The following is a 19,061-nucleotide window of genomic DNA, read 5'->3' on the forward strand; positions in this document are numbered from 1 at the left end:
TTCAGGAAGCTGGCTTCAGATCGCCGACTACCGTCGGGATCAACTCCGACACTGTCGGGTGAATCGGGACGGCCCATTGCAAGGTGCCGATCGACGCGTCCGCATTCATCATGTCCAGGATGCCGTGGATCGCTTCATCGCCGCCGGTGCCGAGAATCGCCGCGCCGAGGATCTTCTTTGTTTCGGCATCCGCCACGATTTTCATGAAGCCCCAGGTTTCCGCCTTCTCCACCGCGCGCCCGACGCGAGTCATCAGGCGCTTAGAGATCAGTAGCGGTCGACCGGACTTGCGTGCCTGCGTCTCGGTCATGCCGACACGGCCCAGCGGCGGATCCACGTAAAGCGCGTAGCCGAGAATGCGATCGCTGACCTTACGGTCCTCGCCATCGAGCAAGTTGGCCGCGACGATTTCGTAGTCGTTCCACGCCGTATGCGTAAAAGCGCCCTTGCCGTTGCAATCGCCCATGGCCCAGACGCCGTCGGCCGTCGTCTTCAGGTGATCGTCGACCTTGATGTAGCCCTTGTCGTCGATCTCGATACCGGCAGCATCCAGACCCAGGTCGTCAGTATTGGGACGACGACCGACAGCAAGCAACACATGCGTGCCGACCACTTCCGGTGCGCCCTCGGTGCAGTCGACGCCGACCTTTACGCCGCTACCGTGCTTCGCCAGTGTGATGCAGCAGGCATCCGTCCGTACCGCGATGCCTTCCGCTTCGAGAAAGGCGCGGATCTCGGCCGAGACGTCTTCGTCTTCACGGCTGACCAGGCGGGTGTTCTTCTCCACGATGGTCACCTCGGCGCCGAAGCGCCGGTACATCTGCGCGAATTCGAGGCCGATGTAGCTGCCGCCTACGACCACGAGGTGTTCGGGCACGATCTGCAACGGAATGATCGTGCTGTTGGTGAGGTAGTCGACCTGGTCGACACCCGGGAAATCGGGGATGGAGGCCCGACCACCCACGTTAAGAAAGACCTGAGGTGCCTCGAGGGTCTCGCCGTCCACTTCGATGCGCCGCGGTCCTGTAAACCGTGCATGCCCGCGAATCAGTGTCAGCCCCGGCATCGACGCCAGCCAGTCCTCGTTGCCCTTGCGCGAATCGAGGATCACCTTCTGCGCCCGCGCGGCCACGACCGGCATGTCGATGGTGATCTGGCCCACGCCGACGCCGTAGTCGGCGCCACGCTGGGCGTACCGGGCGACGCTGGCACTGGCCACAAGGGTCTTGGTCGGCTTGCAACCGGTATTGACGCAGGTACCGCCCACCAGATGCCGCTCGATGATGGCGACCGTCTTGCCCAGCCCGGTCAAGCGTCCGGCCAGCGCCGGCCCAGCCTGCCCGGCCCCCACGATGATGGCGTCGAAGGTTCGGATCATGGGGGCTCCGCGGGTTGGATGACCGTTGGAGGGTAACCCGCATCGCGGCCGATTGCCTTGCAGGAAAGCCCTGGATGGTGACCCCGGCCCGATTCGAACGGGCGACCTTCCCCTTAGGAGGGGGACGCTCTATCCAGCTGAGCTACGGGGCCAAGGGCGTGAGGATACCGGAGGGGGCCATCACACAGAAACCCTTGCGTGTGGCGGCGAATCAGGTATCGATCGCTTCATACCGCAACACCCCGACCTGCGCGCCTGCCTTCGGTCCGCCGTCTGCCGGATGATTGGCACCGTTCATCACAGGCACGTCGGCGAAGTCGAACGGACTGATGCCGTCGAGACAGGCCACGTTCACGCCGAACTGCGCGTTATTCGACCGACGCTGGTGGAAGGTGTAAATGCCGCACGTCGAGCAAAAATAATGCTTGGCGGTTCCCGTATTGAACTGGTACTCGGTGAGCACGTCCCGGCCCTGCTCGATCGTGATTCCATCGAGCTCGGCCGAAACCGCGACCGCGCCGCGCATGCGGCAATACGAGCAGTTGCAGCGCCGCGCGGTGCGCAGACCGTCGGACAAGGTCACGATGAAGCGGACGGAGCCGCAATGACAGGCGCCGCGGATCTCGGTGATATCGGGGAGCATGGGAGGGCCGGCTTGGGGAAGGTCGGCCCATGGTAATTCGAGTGCGGGCGCGTTGACCTAACGGACGGCCCTGAGCTTCCGGCCCGGCATGGGTGGCACGCGCGCCGGCCGCTTCGCGTCGCTTCCGAAGGGACGCCAGATGCCATCGGCTCCCTCGATCCCGATGCTGGCATCCCCACCATCCGCGGAGGCCCGGTTCACCGCCGAGCGCAAGGCCTCGAAACGGCTGTCGAAGCGCGAAATCACCTGGCCGTTCAGGCTCACGGGCCAGGAGTGACTGTCATCGGGGTGATAGGGAATCTCATAGATCCGGGACATGGGCGCTACCAGCCTTGTGAAGAAACACAAATCCAGCATGGACTTGCGCCAGTGACTGCATGGTCTTCGTAACGTCCCCCGGCAAAGACATCGCAAAGACATCCGTCCCGCGTCGCACAACAGAGTGTGAAGGGTGCGTTTGCTAGAATCCCCGTTTTACCTGTCTCCCTGGAGAGCTTCATGTCCGCCAAGATCCTCGCAGCGCTCGGCCTGAATACGACCGAATCCGGCACCTACCTTGGCCGTGGCGAATGGGCGAGCGGCAGCGGCGCCGGGGCCCTGAGCCCGGTCAATCCGGCCACGGGCGAGGTCATCGCCACCGTGCAGGCCACCAGCGCCACCGACTACGAGACGATCGTCCAGCGCGCGCAGGAAGCCTTCGCCGTATGGCGCACCACCCCGGCTCCGCGCCGCGGCGAAGCCGTGCGCCTGTGCGGTGAGGCCCTGCGCAAGCACAAAGACGCCCTCGGCTCCCTGGTCGCCCTGGAAATGGGCAAGATCAAGCCGGAAGGCGACGGTGAAGTGCAGGAGATGATCGACATCGCCGATTTCGCCGTGGGCCAGAGCCGCATGCTCTACGGCTACACCATGCATTCGGAGCGCCCGGGCCACCGCATGTACGAGCAGTGGCACCCGGTTGGCCTGGTCGGCATCGTCAGCGCGTTCAACTTCCCGGTGGCCGTGTGGGCCTGGAATGCCTTCCTGGCAACCATCTGCGGTGATATCTGCCTGTGGAAGCCGTCGCCGAAGACCCCGCTCTCGGCCATCGCCACCATGAAGATCTGTAACGAAGCCCTGAAGGACGCCGGTTTCCCGGACCTGTTCTTCCTCTTCAACGATGCCGGCACCGAGCTGGCCCAGACCTTCGTGGACGACAAGCGCATTCCGCTGATCAGCTTCACCGGCTCGACCAAGGTCGGCCGCATGGTCGGCGAGCGCGTGTCGCGCCGCATGGGTCGCAGCCTGCTCGAGCTGGGCGGCAACAACGCCATCATCCTGGACAAATCGGCCGACCTGAAGCTGGCCATCCCGGCGATCGTGTTCGGCGCGGTCGGTACGGCCGGCCAGCGCTGCACGAGCACGCGCCGCGTGCTCGTGCACTCGTCCATCCATGACGCCGTGGTCGATACGCTGATCAAGGCGTACGGCCAGGTCGAGCAGAAGATCGGCGACCCGACCCTGTCGACCACGCTGATGGGCCCGCTGAACAGCCCCGAAGCCGTCACGGCGTTCCTTGCCGCCATCGAGCAGGCCAAGGCCGCCGGCGGCACCGTGCGCACGGGCGGCAAGGCGCTGACCGATCGCAAGGGCAACTTCGTCCTGCCGACGATCGTCACCGGCCTGAAGAACACCGACACCGTCGTGCAGACCGAGACCTTCGCCCCGATCCTCTACGTGATGCCGTTCGACACGCTCGACGAAGCCATCGAGCAGCAGAACGCGGTGCCGCAGGGCCTTTCGTCCGCGATCTTCACGCAGGACCTCAAGGCGGCCGAGCAGTATCTGTCGGCGGCCGGTTCGGATTGCGGCATCGCCAACGTCAACATCGGTACCTCCGGTGCGGAGATCGGTGGCGCGTTCGGCGGCGAGAAGGAAACCGGCGGCGGTCGCGAGTCCGGCTCGGACGCGTGGAAGGTCTACATGCGCCGCCAGACCAACACCATCAACTACTCGGACGCGTTGCCGCTGGCCCAGGGCATCAAGTTCGATTTCTGACGAACGGGTGAGGCCATGACCGATTTGCGCTCCACGGATCGTTTCTCCGACCGCGTAGAGGACTACGTCCGCTACCGGCCGGATTACCCGCAGGCGTTGGTCGGCTGGCTTCACGGCCTCGGCGTAACGCCGGCCTGGACCGTCGCCGACGTGGGCGCCGGTACCGGTATCTCCAGCAAACTGTTCCTCGACGGCGGTCACCGCGTGACCGCCGTCGAGCCGAACGCCGCGATGCGTGCGGCGGCCGTGCAGTGGCTGGGTGGCGAAGGTCGCTTCCAGGCGATCGACGGTTCGGCCGAAGCCACGGGACTGACCGATGGCAGCGTCGACCTGGTCACGGTCGCACAAGCCTTCCACTGGTTCGACCACGACGCCGTGAAGCGTGAATTCGCGCGTGTACTCAGCCCGCGCGGCCTCGCCGTGATCTTCTGGAATACACGACGATTGAAAGGCACGCCCTTCCTCGAAGGCTACGAGCGCCTGCTCCATGAATACGGCATCGACTATGTCAGTGTGGCCGAACGCTACGCGGACGACGAGACGATGGCCCGCTGGTACGGCCACGGCTATCGCGGCATGGCCTCGTTCCCTCACGGACAAAAGCTCGACTACGACGCGCTGCTCGGCCGGACGATGTCGTCGTCGTACATGCCCAAGCCAGGCCACCCCAATCACGAACCGCTGCTGTTCGCGCTGCGCTCGCTGTTCGACGCGACGCAAGACGATGGCACGATCGACTTCGATTACGACACCCGCGTGTTCGCGGGCCATCCCACGCCCTGACGATCACGCCATGTACGAGTTGCTCCGCCCCCTTCTGTTCGCCCTCGACGCCGAGACCGCTCACGGCCTGACGCTGTATGCCTCGGACGTGGCCCAACGGAGCGGCTTGTCCCGGTTCATCGCCACGCCGCCGGCGCCGTTGCCGGTGCGCGCGTTCGGCATCGATTTCCCGAATCCCGTCGGCCTTGCGGCCGGGCTCGACAAGAACGGCGAGCACCTCGATGGCCTCGCCGCGCTCGGTTTTGGCTTCGTCGAGATCGGGACGGTGACGCCGCGACCGCAGTTGGGTAACGACAAGCCACGCATGTTTCGCCTGCCGAACCACGAAGCGGTGATCAATCGTCTCGGCTTCAACAACGGTGGCATCGACGCACTGGTGCGCAACGTGGAGAAAGCCGCGTTCCGCGGCGTGCTCGGCATCAACATCGGCAAGAACAAGGACACGCCCAACGAGCGCGCGATCGACGACTACCTGTTCTGTCTCGAGCGCGCCTACCCGTTGGCCACGTATGTCACGGTGAACATTTCCTCGCCGAACACGCAGGGCCTGCGTGACCTGCAGGAAGAAGAGACGCTGCGCCGGTTCATCGGAACGCTGCGCGACGCACAGGAAAGGTTGGCCAGCCAGCACGGCCAGCGCAAACCGATGCTGTTGAAGATCGCGCCGGACCTCACCGAGACCGAGCTCGACGCCATCGCCGAGGTGCTCCTGGCCTCGGGTATCGACGGCGTGATCTGCACGAATACGACGATCGACCGCGACCTCGTCGCAGGCGATCCGAACGCACACGAAACCGGTGGACTCTCCGGGCGTCCCTTGTTCGGCAAATCCACCGCCGTGTTGCGTGGCATGGCCACGCGTCTCGGCGGCAAGCTGCCGATCATCGGTGTCGGCGGCATTCTCGACGGCGACACCGCAGCGGAAAAGATCGAGGCAGGCGCGTCGCTGGTCCAGGTGTATTCGGGACTGGTTTACCGCGGTCCCAAGCTCATCGCCGAGGCGGTGTCCGAGATCCGTCGTCGCGGGGTCGTCGCATGATCAACAACGCGCCGATCGACATGGGTGGGTTCACCCTCACCAGCGACGCGCCGCTCGGCAGCCGCAACACCTTGCGCGTGAATGCACGCGCAAAGCTGCTGGTCGAAGTGCGCGATCCGACGAAGCTACCGGAGATCCTCGCCTACCCCGCCATTCGCGGCGGCAAGGTGCTGGTGCTCGGCGAGGGCAGCAACATGCTCATCGGCGGGGATGTCGACGGCACCGTGCTGGCCATGGCCAATCGTGGCGTGGAGACCTTCCAGCGCGATGACCGCGTGCTGATCCGCGTGGCCGCCGGCGAACGCTGGGACGACTTCGTGCGCTGGTCGCTCGGCCAGGGCTACGCCGGACTCGAGAACCTGATCCTCATCCCGGGGACGGTGGGCGCCTCGCCTATCCAGAACATCGGTGCCTATGGCGTCGAGGTGGCCGAGTTCATCGACACCGTCGAGGCCTGGGACACGCACAAGGGCGAGTTCGTCGTGCTCGACAAGGCCGCCTGCGCATTCTCGTATCGCGATTCGACGTTCAAGCAACAACCCGGTCGCTGGATCGTCGTGGCCGTGACCTTCGCGCTCCCGCGCGAGCGCCCTCTCTCGCTCGATTACGCAGGCATCCGCGAGGAAGTGACGAAGATGGGCGTGGAACGGGCCACGCCGTACCACGTGGCCGAGGCCGTGGTCCGCCTCCGCTCGCGCAAGCTGCCCGATCCGGCTGTCATCGGCAATGCCGGCAGCTTCTTCAAGAACCCCATCATCGGCGCGATCAAAGCCGATGCGCTGGCCCTTGCTCATCCCGGGCTTCCCGTATGGCCGCATACCGGCGGCACCGCGAAGATTTCCGCCGGCTGGCTCATCGAGGCCGCGGGCTTCAAGGGCGAGCGAGATGGCGACGCAGGTATTTCGAACCGCCATGCGCTCGTGCTGGTCAATCACGGCAAGGCCACAGGCCCCCAGCTGTGGGCCTTCGCGCAGAAAGTGATTGCCGGCGTAGAAGCGAAGTTCGGCGTCACCCTCGAACCCGAACCCCTCGTCGTGTAGGAGCCGATTTATCGGCGATGGGTGCTCGCGAGCCGAATGCATCGGCGGTGGGTGCTCGCGACGCGCTGGCCCGCTGCCGCGGGATCGCCGATGAATCGGCTCCCACATTCGGCTCCCACATTCGGCTCCCACATGTAGAGCTGCGCCCGCCGGGTATGTCACGGCCGTGTCAAAACGCGGTCATATGCTCACCCGGCGGCGTACCATGAGCGTCGCAACCTGCGATGAGGACGACGCCCTGGATACGATGACGCCCCCCACCGAGTCGACCGCCCCGTCGAAGGCACCCGCCGCGAAGCCGCCCCAGGCACCGCCTCCGGAGTTGCCGGCGATCGACCTCAGCGACAGCAGCCTCTACATCCACCGGGAGCTGTCGCAGTTGCAGTTCAACATCCGGGTGCTCGACCAGGCCCTGGACGAATCGAAGCCGTTGATCGAACGGCTCAAGTTCCTGTTGATCTTCTCGTCCAACATGGATGAATTCTTCGAGATCCGCGTTGCCGGCCTCAAGCAGCAGATCGCGTTCGATCACGAAATGATCGGTGCCGATGGCATTCCGCCGCGCCGTGCGCTGGCCGAGATCGCCGAGATCGCCCACCGGCAGATCGAGCGGCAGTACGCCATCCTCAACGAGAAGATCCTGCCCGCCCTGGCCGATGAAGGCATCCGCATCGTCCGGCGCAACCAGTGGTCGCACAAGCAGAAGCTGTGGGTGCGCCGCTATTTCCGTCATGAAGTGGCACCGCTGATTACACCCATCGGCCTCGACCCCACGCATCCGTTTCCGCGACTGGTCAACAAGAGCCTGAACTTCATCGTCAAGCTCGAAGGCACCGACGCCTTCGGTCGCGATTCCGGCCTGGCCATCGTCCCCGCACCACGCATCCTGCCGCGCCTCATCCGCATGCCGGACGAGATCTGCGAAGGTGGCGACAACTACGTGCTGCTCTCGTCGATCATCCATGCACACGCGGACGACCTGTTCCCCGGCATGCGCGTGCTCGGCTCGTATCAGTTCCGCCTGACCCGCAACGCCGATCTGACGATCGATCCCGAGGACGTCGAGGACCTGGCGCGCACCCTGCGCGGCGAGCTGTTCTCGCGCCGCTACGGCGACGCCGTCCGACTGGAGGTGGCCGACAACTGCCCCAAGCCGCTCGTCGATTACCTGATGAAGCAGTACGCGCTGGAACCGGCGGCGCTTTACGAGGTAAACGGCCCGGTCAACCTGGCGCGGCTGTTCGAGATGACCCTGCAGCCGCAATACGCGCGCCTGCAGTTCCCCACCTTCGTGCCTGCCCTGCCCAAGGCACTGGCCGAAGCGGAAGACATGTTCTCCGTCATCGGCAAGCAGGACGTCCTGCTCTATCACCCGTTCGAATCGTTCTCGCCCGTGGTCGACTTCCTGCGCCAGGCGGCGAAGGATCCCCAGGTGCTGACGATCAAGCAGACGCTGTATCGCAGCGGTGCGAATTCGGAGATTGTCGACGCCCTGGTCGAGGCCGCGCGCTCGGGCAAGGAAGTCACCGCCGTGGTCGAGTTGCGCGCGCGATTCGACGAGGAGTCCAACCTCAGCCTGGCGTCTCGCCTGCAGCAGGCGGGCGCGGTCATCACCTACGGCGTGGTCGGCGTGAAGACCCACGCCAAGCTGATGCTCGTGCAGCGTCGCGAGAACGGCAAGCTGGTCAGCTACGCACACCTGGGGACAGGTAACTACCATTCGGGTAACGCGCGCCTCTACACCGACTACAGCCTGCTCACGTCGGACGAAGCGTTGTGCGACGACGTCCACCGCCTCTTCCGCCTGCTCACCGGCATGGGCAAGGCGCTGAAGATGAAGCGCATGCTCTATGCGCCGTTCACCCTTAAAAAGGGCTTGCTCGACCTCATTGCACGCGAAGCGGCGAACGCCGCCGCGGGCAAGAAGGCCGAGATCATCTGCAAGATCAACGCGATCACGGACGCCAAGGTCATCCGGGCGCTGTACCGCGCCAGCCAGGCCGGGGTGAAGATCGAACTCATCGTGCGTGGCATGTGCTGCCTGCGCTCGGGTATCCCGGGCGTTTCGCAGAACATCCGCGTGCGTTCGGTGGTGGGCCGGTTCCTCGAGCACAGCCGCGTGTACTGGTTCCACAACGACGGCGAACCCGACCTGTTCCTTGCCAGCGCCGACCTGATGGAGCGCAATCTTGAGCGCCGCGTCGAAACCTGCTTCCCCATCGAGGGCAAGAAGCTTCGCCTGCGCGTCCGCAAGGAACTGGACGCCTATCTCACCGACAACCACTCGGCCTGGTTGCAACAGCCCGACGGCACCTACGTGCTGACCCAGCCGGCCGCCGGCCAGCCGGTCCGGGATGCCCAGATGCAGCTGCTGGAGCGCTTCGGCGGGGTCGTGGCACCCACGCCGGCCTGATCCAGCCGGCGCCTTCACCCCGCACGAACGACCGAAGCGACATACTCCGTCTACCTGCGGCAGCGTGAGCGACCGCGGGAAAGGGGGAGACGGGGTTTCCATCGAAACGCATCCGGATCCATGCGGCATGTCCACGTGGACACGCAGCGCGTTTTGTCTTGGGACTCGGCATGGGTTTTTCGGACAAGGGAAAGTACGGAATCATTCCTCGCCTGGTGAAGGCGATGCTGTGCTGTTGCCTTTTCCTGGCCGCGACCGCGTCGGCCGATACGCTTTCCGGCAGCTCGCGCGACGTCCAACCGGGTATCACCCCCGGTGATGTACTACACGAGGCGGAGAGCCGCCCAGTCGCAAGCTTCGACCCGTCACGCATGCAGGTCTTCCCCAGCACCCCTTCCGGGACCTGGGTCGTCCTGCGCAGCCTGCCGCCCTGGACCAGCGGCAACCGCGTACTGAGCATCCGCACGCCGGGCCTGGGAAGTGTGACGCTGTACAACGAACAGGGTCCGATCGCCAGCACCTCCCTCGAGGACTTCGGTCCCGCACTGCATGGGCACGGACGGCTGATCTTCGAGATTCCGGCATCGGTACCGGCATCGCGCCCCCTGCTGCTCCGCTTCGATCCAACCACGATGCCGCCTGGCGCGGTGACCATGACAGTGGAGCCGTGGCGCGATTACCTGCGTGAGGACGGCGGCTGGGTGGTCTTCGCCACGGCCTGCTTCGCCGTCATGATGACGATGGCCCTGATGGCCCTCTGCTTCGCGCTGATCCTGCGCGACATGACCTTCGGCTGGTACGTGGCCTACCTGCTCTGCTACGCGCTGATCCAGGGCCTCAAGTCCGGCTATGTCTTTCATCCGCTGGAAATCCAGTCCCTCGCCGGACTCGCGGATGTCCTCGGTGCGACGGCCACGACGCTCTCCGTGTCGTTCGCCGCGCTCTTCATGCTTCGCTTCGCCAAGATCGACGACTACGTACCCCTGCTGCGGATACCCGTTCTTGCCCTCGCCATCGGCATGCCCTTGCTGACGGTGCTGCGCGCCACCGGCATCGGCGTGCTTGTCGACACCTCGCAGCTACTGCAACAACCCCTCCTGCTGCTGGGCGCCTTGCTGCTCCTGGTGACGGGCGCCGTCGCCGCCGTGCGCGGGTCACGTCATGCCTGGTTCTTCCTGGTCGGCTGGACGCCCCTGCTGGTTCTTACCGCGCTGTGCGGTGCCCAGCAGCAAGGCATGCTGGCCGGGGCGCCATGGCTTCCCGATGCCGCGATCGGCGTAGGCGCGTTCGAGGCGGTCGTCTTGTCTATTGGCTTGTCGGACCGGGCCCTGACGATTCGGCACGACCGCGACCGGGCTCGCCAGCTTGCCGATAGCGACCCCCTCACCGGCGTGCTCAACCGTCGCGCGTGGACGGAGGCCGCCTTGCAGGTGCTCGAGCAAGGCATGTCGCGTCCTATCGCCCTGCTCTTTCTCGATCTCGACCACTTCAAATCGCTCAACGATTGCTACGGCCATGCCACCGGCGATCGTGCCCTGGTCGCGGTAGCGGCGGCATTACGCGACGAGCTGCGCCCGACCGACCTGCTTGGACGCTTCGGCGGCGAAGAGTTCATCGCCTTGTTGCAAGGTGTCGATAAGGAAAACGCCGTGCAGGTCGCCACACGTCTTTGCCGCCGGGTGCATCGTCTGGACGTCCACACGGGTCAGGCGCAAGCCGACGACCTGCTCACGGTGTCGATCGGCGTCGCGATGCGCTCGGCGGCGGATACCGTGCAGTCCCTCACCGAGCGCGCGGATTCGGCGATGTACGCGGCAAAGCTGAGCGGACGCAACCAGGTCGTCTGCTCAGGCCCCGCCGGACCGGCGCTGGTCCGGCGGACCGAGACCAAGCTGCGATAACCCTATTTCTCTGTAGGAGCCGATTCATCGGCGATGGGGGCTGCGGCGTCACCGCCCTGTTGGCTTTTCGCCGATGAATCGGCTCCCACATTTCCTATTCGCCGATGAATCGGCTCCCACAGAATCGGCTCCTACACGAGCGCGGCGGCGGCTTCGACGATGTCGTCATCGCCCGGCAGTACCAGGAAAGCTGCGCCTGCCAACGGGGTAAAGGTATCGGCGCCGACGACACGCCGCAGCGGCAGATGCCCCAGCCCACCCTCGACGATCGCCGTGATCACGCCCTCGCCGACGCCCGCACTCTTCCGGCCCTCGTCGACGACCATGATGCGCCTGGCCCCGGCCGCCTGCGCCGCGATGAAGCCGTCGTTGAGCGGAACCAGCCAGCGCAGGTCGACGACGCGGACCTTCCAGCCCTGGGCGGCCTCGATGCGTCGCGCGGCGCGCAAGCTCATCGGCACGCCGTTACCGAAGGTGAAAATGACGAGGTCATCGGCCGCTTCGTTGTAGACCCGCCCCTCGCCCAGCGGCATGGCCTCGCCCTCGACGGGATACGCGAACTGCCATTGCCCATCGCCCGGCTCGTACAGATCCTTGGTCATGTACAGCGCGATCGGCTCGAAGAACGCCGTGACACGTCCATCCACCTTCGCCAGTGCCGACAGCGTACGCAGCATGGTGGCCGCGTCATCGCCACGGCTAGGGCAGCCGACGACAAGACCGGGAATGTCGCGCAGCGCGGCAATGGAATTGTCGTTGTGGAAGTGACCACCGAACCCGCGCTGGTAGCCAAGCGAGGCGACGCGCATGAGCATGGGGTTGCGGTACTGATCGTTGGAGAAGAACTGCAGCGACGCCGCCTCGCCGCGAATCTGGTCGCAAGCGTTGTGGAAGTACGCCAGGTACTGGATCTCGGGCAGCGGCAACATGCCCATGTTGGCGTAACCCTGGGCGAGACCGAGGATCATCGTTTCGTCGAGCAGGGTATTGAACACGCGCGCATTGCGGAATGCCTTGTGCAGGCCCTTCGTCACCGTGTACACGCCGCCCTTCTGCGCAACGTCCTCACCGAACAGCAGGCTCTCCGGATACTTCGCCATCAGGTCGTGCAGCGCCTGGCCGATCTGGATGGCCAGATGACGCGGCGGCTGCTTTTCCGGAAGCTTGTCGGCGCCACCAAAGACGCGCTCGCGCTCGACAGCATTCGCCGGACGTTCGGCCTCGGCACGAACGGCGGCCGGCGTATAGGGAGCCAGCGGTGCCATGACATCGGCAAGCGTGGTGATGCGGGGACGCCGGTCGGCTTCCTCGGCGGCCTCGAAACAGCGCTTGCGCGTGTCGTTGTAGAGATTGAGCAGGCTGTCGCGATCGTACAGACCGGAGGCCAGTGCGATGGCCGCGCTGCGCAGCAGAGGATCGGTGGCTTCCAGAGCCACGAGTTCCTCGATCGAACGCCATTCGATCTCGAAGTCGGTACCGGCGTGACCCATGACGCGTGTCGTGCCCAGGTGCAGGAAGGTCGGCCGGCGCGTGCGGCGGCAATGCTCCACCGCTTTCTGCACATCGGCGTAGCCACCGGCGAGATCGAGACCGTCCGCGTAGAAGTAATCGAGATCCGGGCGATGGCGGAAGTTGTTCGCCACCCAGCCGCCGGGGGTCTTCACCGAGATGCCGATGCCATTGTCTTCGCAGACGAAGAGCACGGGCGCGGGCAGTTTCTGATACGCCGTCCAGGCCGCCGCGTTGAACGCCGTCTGCGCGGTGGCGTGGTTGGACGACGCGTCACCGAAGGAGCAGATCGCGATCGAGTCGTCGGGAATCGGCAAGGTGTGCGCGATGCGACGCGCCTGCTCGATGGCCACGGCCGTGCCGAGCGCCTTGGGCAGGTGCGAGGCAATCGTCGACGTCTGCGGTAGCACCCACAACGGCTTACTGCCCCACACCTTGTGGCGGCCACCGGAGGCCGGATCGTCCTTACTGGCGGCGAACGAGAGCGCGGAGTCCATCACCGGATCCATGCCCGGCAGCTTGCGGAAGCGCTCGGCCATGAAGCCGCCGCTACGGTAGTGCAGGAAGGCGGGATCGGTGTGACGCGTCAGGCGCGCCACCATCGCATTGCCTTCGTGACCCGACGAACCGATCGTGTAGAAGACCTTGTTCTGCACGCGCAGCACGCGCGCCATCAGATCGAGATGACGGCTGATCAACTGCGATTCGAGCAACTCGCGGAAGCCACGTGCGTCCAATGCGCTGCCCGGCAGCACCGCCTCGTCGTCGCCCGGCGCGCGGCTGACATCACCCTGCCAGAACTGCACGAACTCGACGAAGTTCTGGTCGACGATCTCGGCGCGATTGAAGCCCTTGTGACGGGCGGGAATGGGATGCGGGACGGACATGGCGAAGAACTCGAAAAGGGGGGATCAGGCGACCATCGCGGAAAAGCGCGGCTGTGCACGCACGCGAGCCAGCCACGCGACAATGCAGGGCCAGCGGGTCATGTCGAAGCCGCCGTCGGCAGCGCAATCGGTATAGGCGAACAAGGCGATATCGGCCACGCCAAAACGCCCGCCGCTGAAGAACGCCTCGCGGCCGAGATGATCTTCCATCACGTCGAGGGCTTTCGCGCCCCGCTCCAACAGGCCAGGAAGTTCAGTGCGGCGAGCGTGATCCGCCGGCAACCACCGGCAGACAAAACGCGCGACGGCGACATACGGCTCATGGCTGTACTGTTCGAAGAACATCCACTGCAGCGTGCGTGCACGCTCCCAGGGATCGGTCGGCAGATACGGCGTGCCTTCGGCGAGAAAGCACAGGATGGCATTCGATTCGGCAAGGCGACGCCCATCCTCGAGCACCAGCAACGGCACCTTGCCGTTCGGGTTCAGGGCGAGGAATTCGGGCGTGCGCGTCGCGCCGTTGGCGCTGTCCGTATCCACCCAGCGGTACGGCGTGCCCGTCAGTTCCAGCAGCAGTTGCAGCTTGTAACAGTTGCCCGACGAGCGCAGGCCGTACACGGTGAGCATGGGAGGTTCCGTCTCAGAACGCGTTGATGCCGGTGAGTTCGCGGCCGACGACCAACTGATGCACGGTCTCCGTGCCTTCGTAGGTAATGACCGATTCGAGGTTCAGTGCGTGGCGAATCGCCGAGTGTTCGGTGGTGATGCCGGCGCCGCCGAGGATGTCGCGGCAGTCGCGTGCGATGTCCAGCGCCATGCGCACGTTGTTCCACTTGGCCAGCGACACCTGGGTCGGCTGCAGGCGACCGGCGTCCTTCAGGCGACCGAGCTGCAACGAGAGCAGCTGCGCCGTGGTGATACGACGGGCCATGTCGGCCAGGCGGATCTGCACGGCCTGGTTGGCCGCCAGCGGACGGCCGAACAGGATGCGCTGCTCCGAGTAATCGAGCACTTCTTTCAGGCAGGCCTGCGCGGCGCCGATCGGACCCCAGGTGATGCCGTAGCGCGCCTGGTTGAGGCAGCCGAGCGGGCCCTTGAGACCCTTTACGTTCGGCAGACGGGCGCTATCGGGCACGCGAACCTCGTCGAAGAACAGCCCCGAGGTGACCGACGCGCGCAGGCTCATCTTCTTGTGCACGACCTGTGCCGCGAAGCCCTTGGTATCGGTGGGCACGACGAAGCCCTGGATACCGTCATCGGTCTGCGCCCAGACGATGGCGATGTGCGCGAGGTTGCCGTTGGTGATCCACATCTTGGCGCCATTGATCACCCAGTCGCCGCCATCCTTGCGCGCCACGGTTTTCATGTTCGCGGGATCGGAACCACCGTGCGGTTCGGTCAGGCCGAAGCAACCGATCACCTCGCCGGCGGCCATGCGCGGCAGGTACTCACGCTTCTGCTCTTCCGAGCCATAGGCGAAGATCGGGTACATGCACAGCGAGCTCTGCACGGAAGCGAAGCTGCGCAGGCCGGAATCGCCGCGCTCCAGTTCCTGGCAGATCAGGCCATAGCTGACGGCATTCATGCCGGCGCAGCCGTATTCCTCGGGCAGCGTGGCGCCAAGCAGACCCAGCGCGGCGATCTCGGGAACCAACTCGGCCGGGAAACGTGCCTGGTCGAAGGCATCGCCGATCATCGGCAGCACCTTCTCGTCGACGAAGCGGCCGACGGTGTCCTGGACCATCCGCTCCTCGTCGGTGAGCAGGGAACGGACGTCGTAGAGATCGAGGGGATCGAGGCGCTGAGCCATGCGGATACTCGTAAGTCGGCTACTGGAAAGCCCACGATTGTAGCTCCGGGCCCGGTCGCGGTCATGGCGTCCCGCAACATCAGGCGGCTCGGCAGGCCGTGCGAGGCGCGCCGGATGACTCTGGAACCGAAACCCCGGCCCAACGCCGTGACCGGGACCCGGGCACTCGGATGCAAACGTTTGCATAATGGGGCGCCCCCGCCTTCCGGATCTCCGTCATGTTCAAAGGCGTCCTTCTCGGCTTTGCCTGCTACGCGGCCTACGCGTGGAGCGATGCCTTCGTGAAGTCCCTCGAGGGCTCCCTGCCGCCGTACGAGGCAGTGTTCTTCGGAGCGGTGCTGGCCATGGCGGCCTTCCCGTTCCTGAAGAAGCCCGGCGACCGCTGGAGCGAGATCGTGATGTCGAAAATGCCGGGCCTGTGGCTGTTGCGCGCCATGGCCGGGGCCATCGGCAATATCACCGCCGTGATGGCCTTTACCGCCCTGCCGATGGCAGAGGCGTTCTCGCTGATCTTCCTGCTGCCGATCTTCGTCACCATCCTGTCGGTCATCTTCCTGCGCGAACACGTGGGCTGGCGGCGCTGGTCGGCGGTGGTCGTGGGCTTCCTCGGCGTGCTGGTGGTGCTGCGTCCCGGATTCCGCCATCTCGGCACCGGGCACGTGGCCGCGATCATCTGCGGGATCACCGGGGCCTTGTCGATCATCGCGCTGCGCATGGCCGGCGCCACGGAAAAGCGCATCACCTTGTACGGTGCAGGCGTGGTCGGCCCGATGCTGGCCGGCTTCATCATGATGCTGCCGCACTTTGTCTGGCCGAACGCCCACCAGTGGTTCCTGGTGCTCGGCTACGGCCTGCTCGCCGCCGCCGGCGCGGTGTTGCTGATGCTGGCCACCCAGAACGCTCCCGCGGCGCGCGTGGCGCCGACGCAGTACAGCCAGATGCTCTGGGCCATCCTGTTCGGCTACCTCATCTTCCACGACCATCTGGACTGGCCGATGCTGGTCGGCATCGTGTTGATCCTGGGGGCTGGCTTGTTCACCTTCGTGCGCGAAGAGAAGAAGACCGACTGGTGGCGGTGGACGAATATCGTCTAGGGCCCAGCAGCGGGCCTACAACCGGTCGCTTTTCTCATGATTCTTCCTCAGTCAGCTGAAACCATCTGAGATTGTCATGCTGATTTGCAGGAAGCTCGCTTGGGTGTCCACTGGAATGCCGGTCTCATGCGATGGAAGCCGCATAAAGACAAAGTCGGCCAAACATACCCGCTCCACCACCTTCATCCGTTTCGATACGGGCTGACACTACCGGCTCAGGGGCTCCGACCTGTGACGAACATCGCCATCCACGTGGGCTTCGGGATGCATTGCTTCACCCGACGCACGGGAGAGGACTGCTGCCCGTACGACCGGTATGAAGACGATCGAGAGGCGCGCTCGTTCGATCGACGGCGGTATGCGCTTTCACACTGTCTGCCCGACATTGCGAGAACGCTCGAACACCGTCGTTGTGCGTTCGCTCGCAACGAGAATTTCGTCACTCTGGACATACAGCCGGCCGAAGGCATACCCGTGCGCTACGGCGTGTTCTTCAATGTGAAACGATGGAACCGCCAAGGTGGTCACGCCATCCTGGTCGTTATCCAAAGTGCATACGAACTAGACGTGGGCAAGTCCTCGCCAGCTCGTGGAAGCATCGGGTTCAAAGCGCTGATCGGCCACATACTGAGGGGGACGAAGCCGAAACCGCCTCCGTAAAAAAACGAAAGCCCCGCAAGCGGGGCTTCGTAGTCCGGGACCTGTTGCCTCCGCGCCGGGCGGAACCACTGAGTGGCAGGCGACGCTGGCCAAAGACCACCGGCTGTAGCGTCAACGAGAGGATATCACAACGACGCTAGCTGTTGGAAACCCCGTGCGGTACATGTCCCGTCGCTACATGCTTCCTCGCCGACTCCACATTGGCCGGGGAATCATCGAAGAAAATGTCGGCGCCGAAGGCGTCCAGGAACGGCCCTTTGTCCCGGCCACCGAGGAACAGTGCCTCGTCGATTCGGACGCCCCAGCGGCGAAGCGTGAGGATGACCCGCTTATGGGCGGGCGCCGAGCGCGCAGTCACCAGGGCCGTACGGATGGGAGACGTCTCCGCCGGGAAGGCCGCCTGCAGGCGGTGCAAGGCCGACAGGAACCCTCGGAACGGACCGCCCGAGAGAGGCTCCGCCCAGAGTTCGGACTCGCTGCGATGGAACGCGTCGAGGCCTTGCTCTTTCGACACACGCTCGCCTTCGTCGCCAAAAATGACGGCATCCCCGTCGAAGGCGATGCGCAACTGTTCGCTGGACCGTTGTGGCGCGGTCGAAGGCAGGATCGTTGCCGCGGCGACGCCGGCGCGAAGTGCGCGACCCACATCCTCGGCATTCGCGGAAAGGAACAGGTCCGCCCGGAATGGCGCGATGTAATCCGACGTGGGCGCACCGCTGGTGAAGGCCGCGCGTGAGATGTTCAGTTTGTAATGCTGGATCGCGTTGAAGATACGCAGCCCCGTGTCGCCCGAGTTGCGTGACAGCAGGATGACTTCAACGGGCGGAACGTCACCGGACAGCGCGTTGAGGCCAAGCAGTTTCTGCACCAGCGGGAAGGCCACGCCCGGCGTCAGCAGTTCGTTTTCGCGCTCGATCTGGTACGCGCGGTAGGCATCGAGGCCGTCGCGTTCAAAAAGCTCGTGACCGTCTTCCATGTTGAATAGCGCGCGCGACGAGATCGCGACGACCAGGCGGTTGTCGTTTACCGAGGCGTCGGCGTGGGCGGTGGGGGTGGCGGACGTATTGTCGGGGGCGTTCATAGGGCGAACTGCTCGTCCAGGATGCGTTGCTGGAGGTTGTGCTCGGGATCGAAGAGCAGGCGAACCGCGTTGCGGCGGGATTGCTTCACCTCGACCTTGCGTACGTCGCGGACCTCGTGGAAGTCGGCCGTGGCGCTGATCGGCCGCTTGTTCGGGTCCTTGGTCTCGAAGCCCACCCGCGTGGCGTGCGGGAGGATGGCGCCGCGCCAGCGGCGCGGGCGGAACGGACTGATCGGCGTCAGCGCCAGCACGTTCGCATCGAGCGGGAGGATGGGGCCATGGGCCGAGAGGTTGTAGGCCGTGGACCCGGCCGGCGTGCTGACCAGGATGCCGTCGCAGACCAGCTCGTCGAGCTTGACCTCGCCATTGAGGCTGACGCGCATGTGCGCGGCCTGGTTGCTCTGGCGCAGCATGGCCACTTCGTTGAATGCCAGGGCGCGGTGCTCGGCACCGTCGCAGCAGGTGCTATGCATCTCCAGCGGATGCAGGACGGCCGGGTGGGCGCGTTCGATGCGCTCGGCCAGCGCGTCGAGCTCGTGCTGATTCATGAGAAAACCGAGGCGGCCGAGCTTCATGCCGTAAAACGGCACGCCGAGCGTTCGATAGGTATGCAGCGTGCGCAGCATGAAGCCGTCGCCGCCGAGTGACACGATGATCTCGGCGTCTCCGGGTTCCACACTGCCGTAACGCTTCACCAGGGCGGTGCGCGCACGTTGGGCGACGTCGGTTTCGCTGGCGACAAAGGCTAGGCGCATGGATGTCGGCTTGAAGGACCAGCGGGGAGCTTAG

16 protein-coding genes and 1 tRNA gene are annotated in these 19,061 nt (G+C 65.0%); 8 read left to right on the forward strand and 9 right to left on the reverse strand.

Annotated features, from left to right (window positions below):
* Window position 1 precedes the first annotated feature (1 nt).
* From BJI69_RS01245 to BJI69_RS01260, 4 genes are all read right to left on the reverse strand, one after another.
* Entirely contained in the window at window positions 2-1,378 is a 1,377-nt protein-coding gene (locus BJI69_RS01245; protein ID WP_046969639.1) for an FAD-containing oxidoreductase, read from the reverse strand.
* A gap of 75 nt (window positions 1,379-1,453) precedes the next feature.
* Window positions 1,454-1,530, reverse strand: a tRNA-Arg gene (locus BJI69_RS01250).
* Between the two features lie 59 nt (window positions 1,531-1,589).
* Entirely contained in the window at window positions 1,590-2,021 is a 432-nt protein-coding gene (locus BJI69_RS01255) for a GFA family protein (RefSeq protein ID WP_046969640.1), read from the reverse strand.
* A 57-nt stretch (window positions 2,022-2,078) separates the two neighbouring features.
* The gene (locus tag BJI69_RS01260; protein ID WP_046969641.1) at window positions 2,079-2,339 is read right to left on the reverse strand and encodes a hypothetical protein; all 261 of its coding nucleotides are present in this window, start codon (window positions 2,337-2,339) and stop codon (window positions 2,079-2,081) included.
* A 180-nt stretch (window positions 2,340-2,519) separates the two neighbouring features.
* On the opposite strand from BJI69_RS01260, the gene amaB reads away from it, so the two are divergent.
* The 6 genes from amaB to BJI69_RS01290 all read left to right on the forward strand — a co-directional run bounded on the left by amaB (window position 2,520) and on the right by BJI69_RS01290 (window position 11,231).
* On the forward strand, window positions 2,520-4,055 hold the full coding sequence (gene amaB / locus BJI69_RS01265; RefSeq protein WP_046969642.1) for an L-piperidine-6-carboxylate dehydrogenase: 1,536 nt from the start codon (window positions 2,520-2,522) through the stop codon (window positions 4,053-4,055).
* 15 nt (window positions 4,056-4,070) lie between these two features.
* A complete protein-coding gene (locus tag BJI69_RS01270) occupies window positions 4,071-4,838 on the forward strand; it encodes a class I SAM-dependent methyltransferase (protein ID WP_046969643.1) in 768 nt (255 codons plus the stop codon).
* Between the two features lie 10 nt (window positions 4,839-4,848).
* The gene (locus BJI69_RS01275) at window positions 4,849-5,877 is read left to right on the forward strand and encodes a quinone-dependent dihydroorotate dehydrogenase (RefSeq protein WP_046969644.1); all 1,029 of its coding nucleotides are present in this window, start codon (window positions 4,849-4,851) and stop codon (window positions 5,875-5,877) included.
* 20 nt (window positions 5,878-5,897) lie between these two features.
* Window positions 5,898-6,917 (forward strand): UDP-N-acetylmuramate dehydrogenase, encoded by a 1,020-nt coding sequence (murB, locus tag BJI69_RS01280; RefSeq protein ID WP_071925066.1) that lies wholly within the window; start codon window positions 5,898-5,900, stop codon window positions 6,915-6,917.
* Between the two features lie 247 nt (window positions 6,918-7,164).
* On the forward strand, window positions 7,165-9,330 hold the full coding sequence (gene ppk1 / locus BJI69_RS01285) for a polyphosphate kinase 1 (RefSeq protein WP_046977985.1): 2,166 nt from the start codon (window positions 7,165-7,167) through the stop codon (window positions 9,328-9,330).
* 170 nt (window positions 9,331-9,500) lie between these two features.
* On the forward strand, window positions 9,501-11,231 hold the full coding sequence (locus BJI69_RS01290; RefSeq protein ID WP_071924837.1) for a sensor domain-containing diguanylate cyclase: 1,731 nt from the start codon (window positions 9,501-9,503) through the stop codon (window positions 11,229-11,231).
* Window positions 11,232-11,362: 131 nt separating this feature from the next.
* On the opposite strand, the gene BJI69_RS01295 is transcribed toward BJI69_RS01290, so the two are convergent.
* The 3 genes from BJI69_RS01295 to BJI69_RS01305 are packed head-to-tail and all read right to left on the reverse strand — an operon-like array spanning window position 11,363 to window position 15,437.
* Window positions 11,363-13,627, reverse strand: a complete 2,265-nt coding sequence (locus tag BJI69_RS01295) for a thiamine pyrophosphate-dependent enzyme (protein WP_046977983.1) — start codon at window positions 13,625-13,627, stop codon at window positions 11,363-11,365.
* Window positions 13,628-13,651: 24 nt separating this feature from the next.
* On the reverse strand, window positions 13,652-14,254 hold the full coding sequence (locus tag BJI69_RS01300) for a glutathione S-transferase family protein (RefSeq protein WP_046977982.1): 603 nt from the start codon (window positions 14,252-14,254) through the stop codon (window positions 13,652-13,654).
* 13 nt (window positions 14,255-14,267) lie between these two features.
* Window positions 14,268-15,437, reverse strand: a complete 1,170-nt coding sequence (locus BJI69_RS01305) for an acyl-CoA dehydrogenase family protein (protein ID WP_046977981.1) — start codon at window positions 15,435-15,437, stop codon at window positions 14,268-14,270.
* Window positions 15,438-15,655: 218 nt separating this feature from the next.
* On the opposite strand from BJI69_RS01305, the gene BJI69_RS01310 reads away from it, so the two are divergent.
* On the forward strand, window positions 15,656-16,531 hold the full coding sequence (locus BJI69_RS01310) for a DMT family transporter (RefSeq protein ID WP_071924838.1): 876 nt from the start codon (window positions 15,656-15,658) through the stop codon (window positions 16,529-16,531).
* 231 nt (window positions 16,532-16,762) lie between these two features.
* Entirely contained in the window at window positions 16,763-17,191 is a 429-nt protein-coding gene (locus BJI69_RS22185; protein WP_125902955.1) for a hypothetical protein, read from the forward strand.
* Window positions 17,192-17,327: 136 nt separating this feature from the next.
* Here the strand turns inward: BJI69_RS22185 and BJI69_RS01315 are convergent, their stop codons facing one another.
* Together BJI69_RS01315 and BJI69_RS01320 are read right to left on the reverse strand one after the other, a co-directional pair.
* Entirely contained in the window at window positions 17,328-18,272 is a 945-nt protein-coding gene (locus tag BJI69_RS01315; protein WP_071924839.1) for a 5'-nucleotidase, read from the reverse strand.
* Entirely contained in the window at window positions 18,269-19,027 is a 759-nt protein-coding gene (locus BJI69_RS01320) for an NAD kinase (RefSeq protein ID WP_071924840.1), read from the reverse strand. The genes BJI69_RS01315 and BJI69_RS01320 overlap by 4 nt, the downstream gene beginning before the upstream one ends.
* Between the last annotated feature and the right edge of the window lie 34 nt (window positions 19,028-19,061).

Origin of the sequence: Luteibacter rhizovicinus DSM 16549 (assembly GCF_001887595.1) — a bacterium.
In the GTDB taxonomy this organism is placed as follows: Bacteria; Pseudomonadota; Gammaproteobacteria; order Xanthomonadales; family Rhodanobacteraceae; genus Luteibacter; species Luteibacter rhizovicinus.

What these genes read in the sequence shown, in the direction of transcription:
- BJI69_RS01295 (WP_046977983.1), bottom strand. Translation starts at nt 13,627, where the DNA reads ATGTCCGTCCCGCATCCCATTCCCGCCCGTCACAAGGGCTTCAATCGC.
- BJI69_RS01305 (WP_046977981.1), bottom strand. Translation starts at nt 15,437, where the DNA reads ATGGCTCAGCGCCTCGATCCCCTCGATCTCTACGACGTCCGTTCCCTG.
- BJI69_RS01320 (WP_071924840.1), bottom strand. Translation starts at nt 19,027, where the DNA reads ATGCGCCTAGCCTTTGTCGCCAGCGAAACCGACGTCGCCCAACGTGCG.
- BJI69_RS01260 (WP_046969641.1), bottom strand. Translation starts at nt 2,339, where the DNA reads ATGTCCCGGATCTATGAGATTCCCTATCACCCCGATGACAGTCACTCC.
- BJI69_RS01315 (WP_071924839.1), bottom strand. Translation starts at nt 18,272, where the DNA reads ATGAACGCCCCCGACAATACGTCCGCCACCCCCACCGCCCACGCCGAC.
- BJI69_RS01245 (WP_046969639.1), bottom strand. Translation starts at nt 1,378, where the DNA reads ATGATCCGAACCTTCGACGCCATCATCGTGGGGGCCGGGCAGGCTGGG.
- BJI69_RS01290 (WP_071924837.1), top strand. Translation starts at nt 9,501, where the DNA reads ATGGGTTTTTCGGACAAGGGAAAGTACGGAATCATTCCTCGCCTGGTG.
- murB (WP_071925066.1), top strand. Translation starts at nt 5,898, where the DNA reads ATGGGTGGGTTCACCCTCACCAGCGACGCGCCGCTCGGCAGCCGCAAC.
- amaB (WP_046969642.1), top strand. Translation starts at nt 2,520, where the DNA reads ATGTCCGCCAAGATCCTCGCAGCGCTCGGCCTGAATACGACCGAATCC.
- BJI69_RS01270 (WP_046969643.1), top strand. Translation starts at nt 4,071, where the DNA reads ATGACCGATTTGCGCTCCACGGATCGTTTCTCCGACCGCGTAGAGGAC.
- BJI69_RS01255 (WP_046969640.1), bottom strand. Translation starts at nt 2,021, where the DNA reads ATGCTCCCCGATATCACCGAGATCCGCGGCGCCTGTCATTGCGGCTCC.
- BJI69_RS01300 (WP_046977982.1), bottom strand. Translation starts at nt 14,254, where the DNA reads ATGCTCACCGTGTACGGCCTGCGCTCGTCGGGCAACTGTTACAAGCTG.
- BJI69_RS01275 (WP_046969644.1), top strand. Translation starts at nt 4,849, where the DNA reads ATGTACGAGTTGCTCCGCCCCCTTCTGTTCGCCCTCGACGCCGAGACC.
- BJI69_RS01310 (WP_071924838.1), top strand. Translation starts at nt 15,656, where the DNA reads ATGTTCAAAGGCGTCCTTCTCGGCTTTGCCTGCTACGCGGCCTACGCG.
- ppk1 (WP_046977985.1), top strand. Translation starts at nt 7,165, where the DNA reads ATGACGCCCCCCACCGAGTCGACCGCCCCGTCGAAGGCACCCGCCGCG.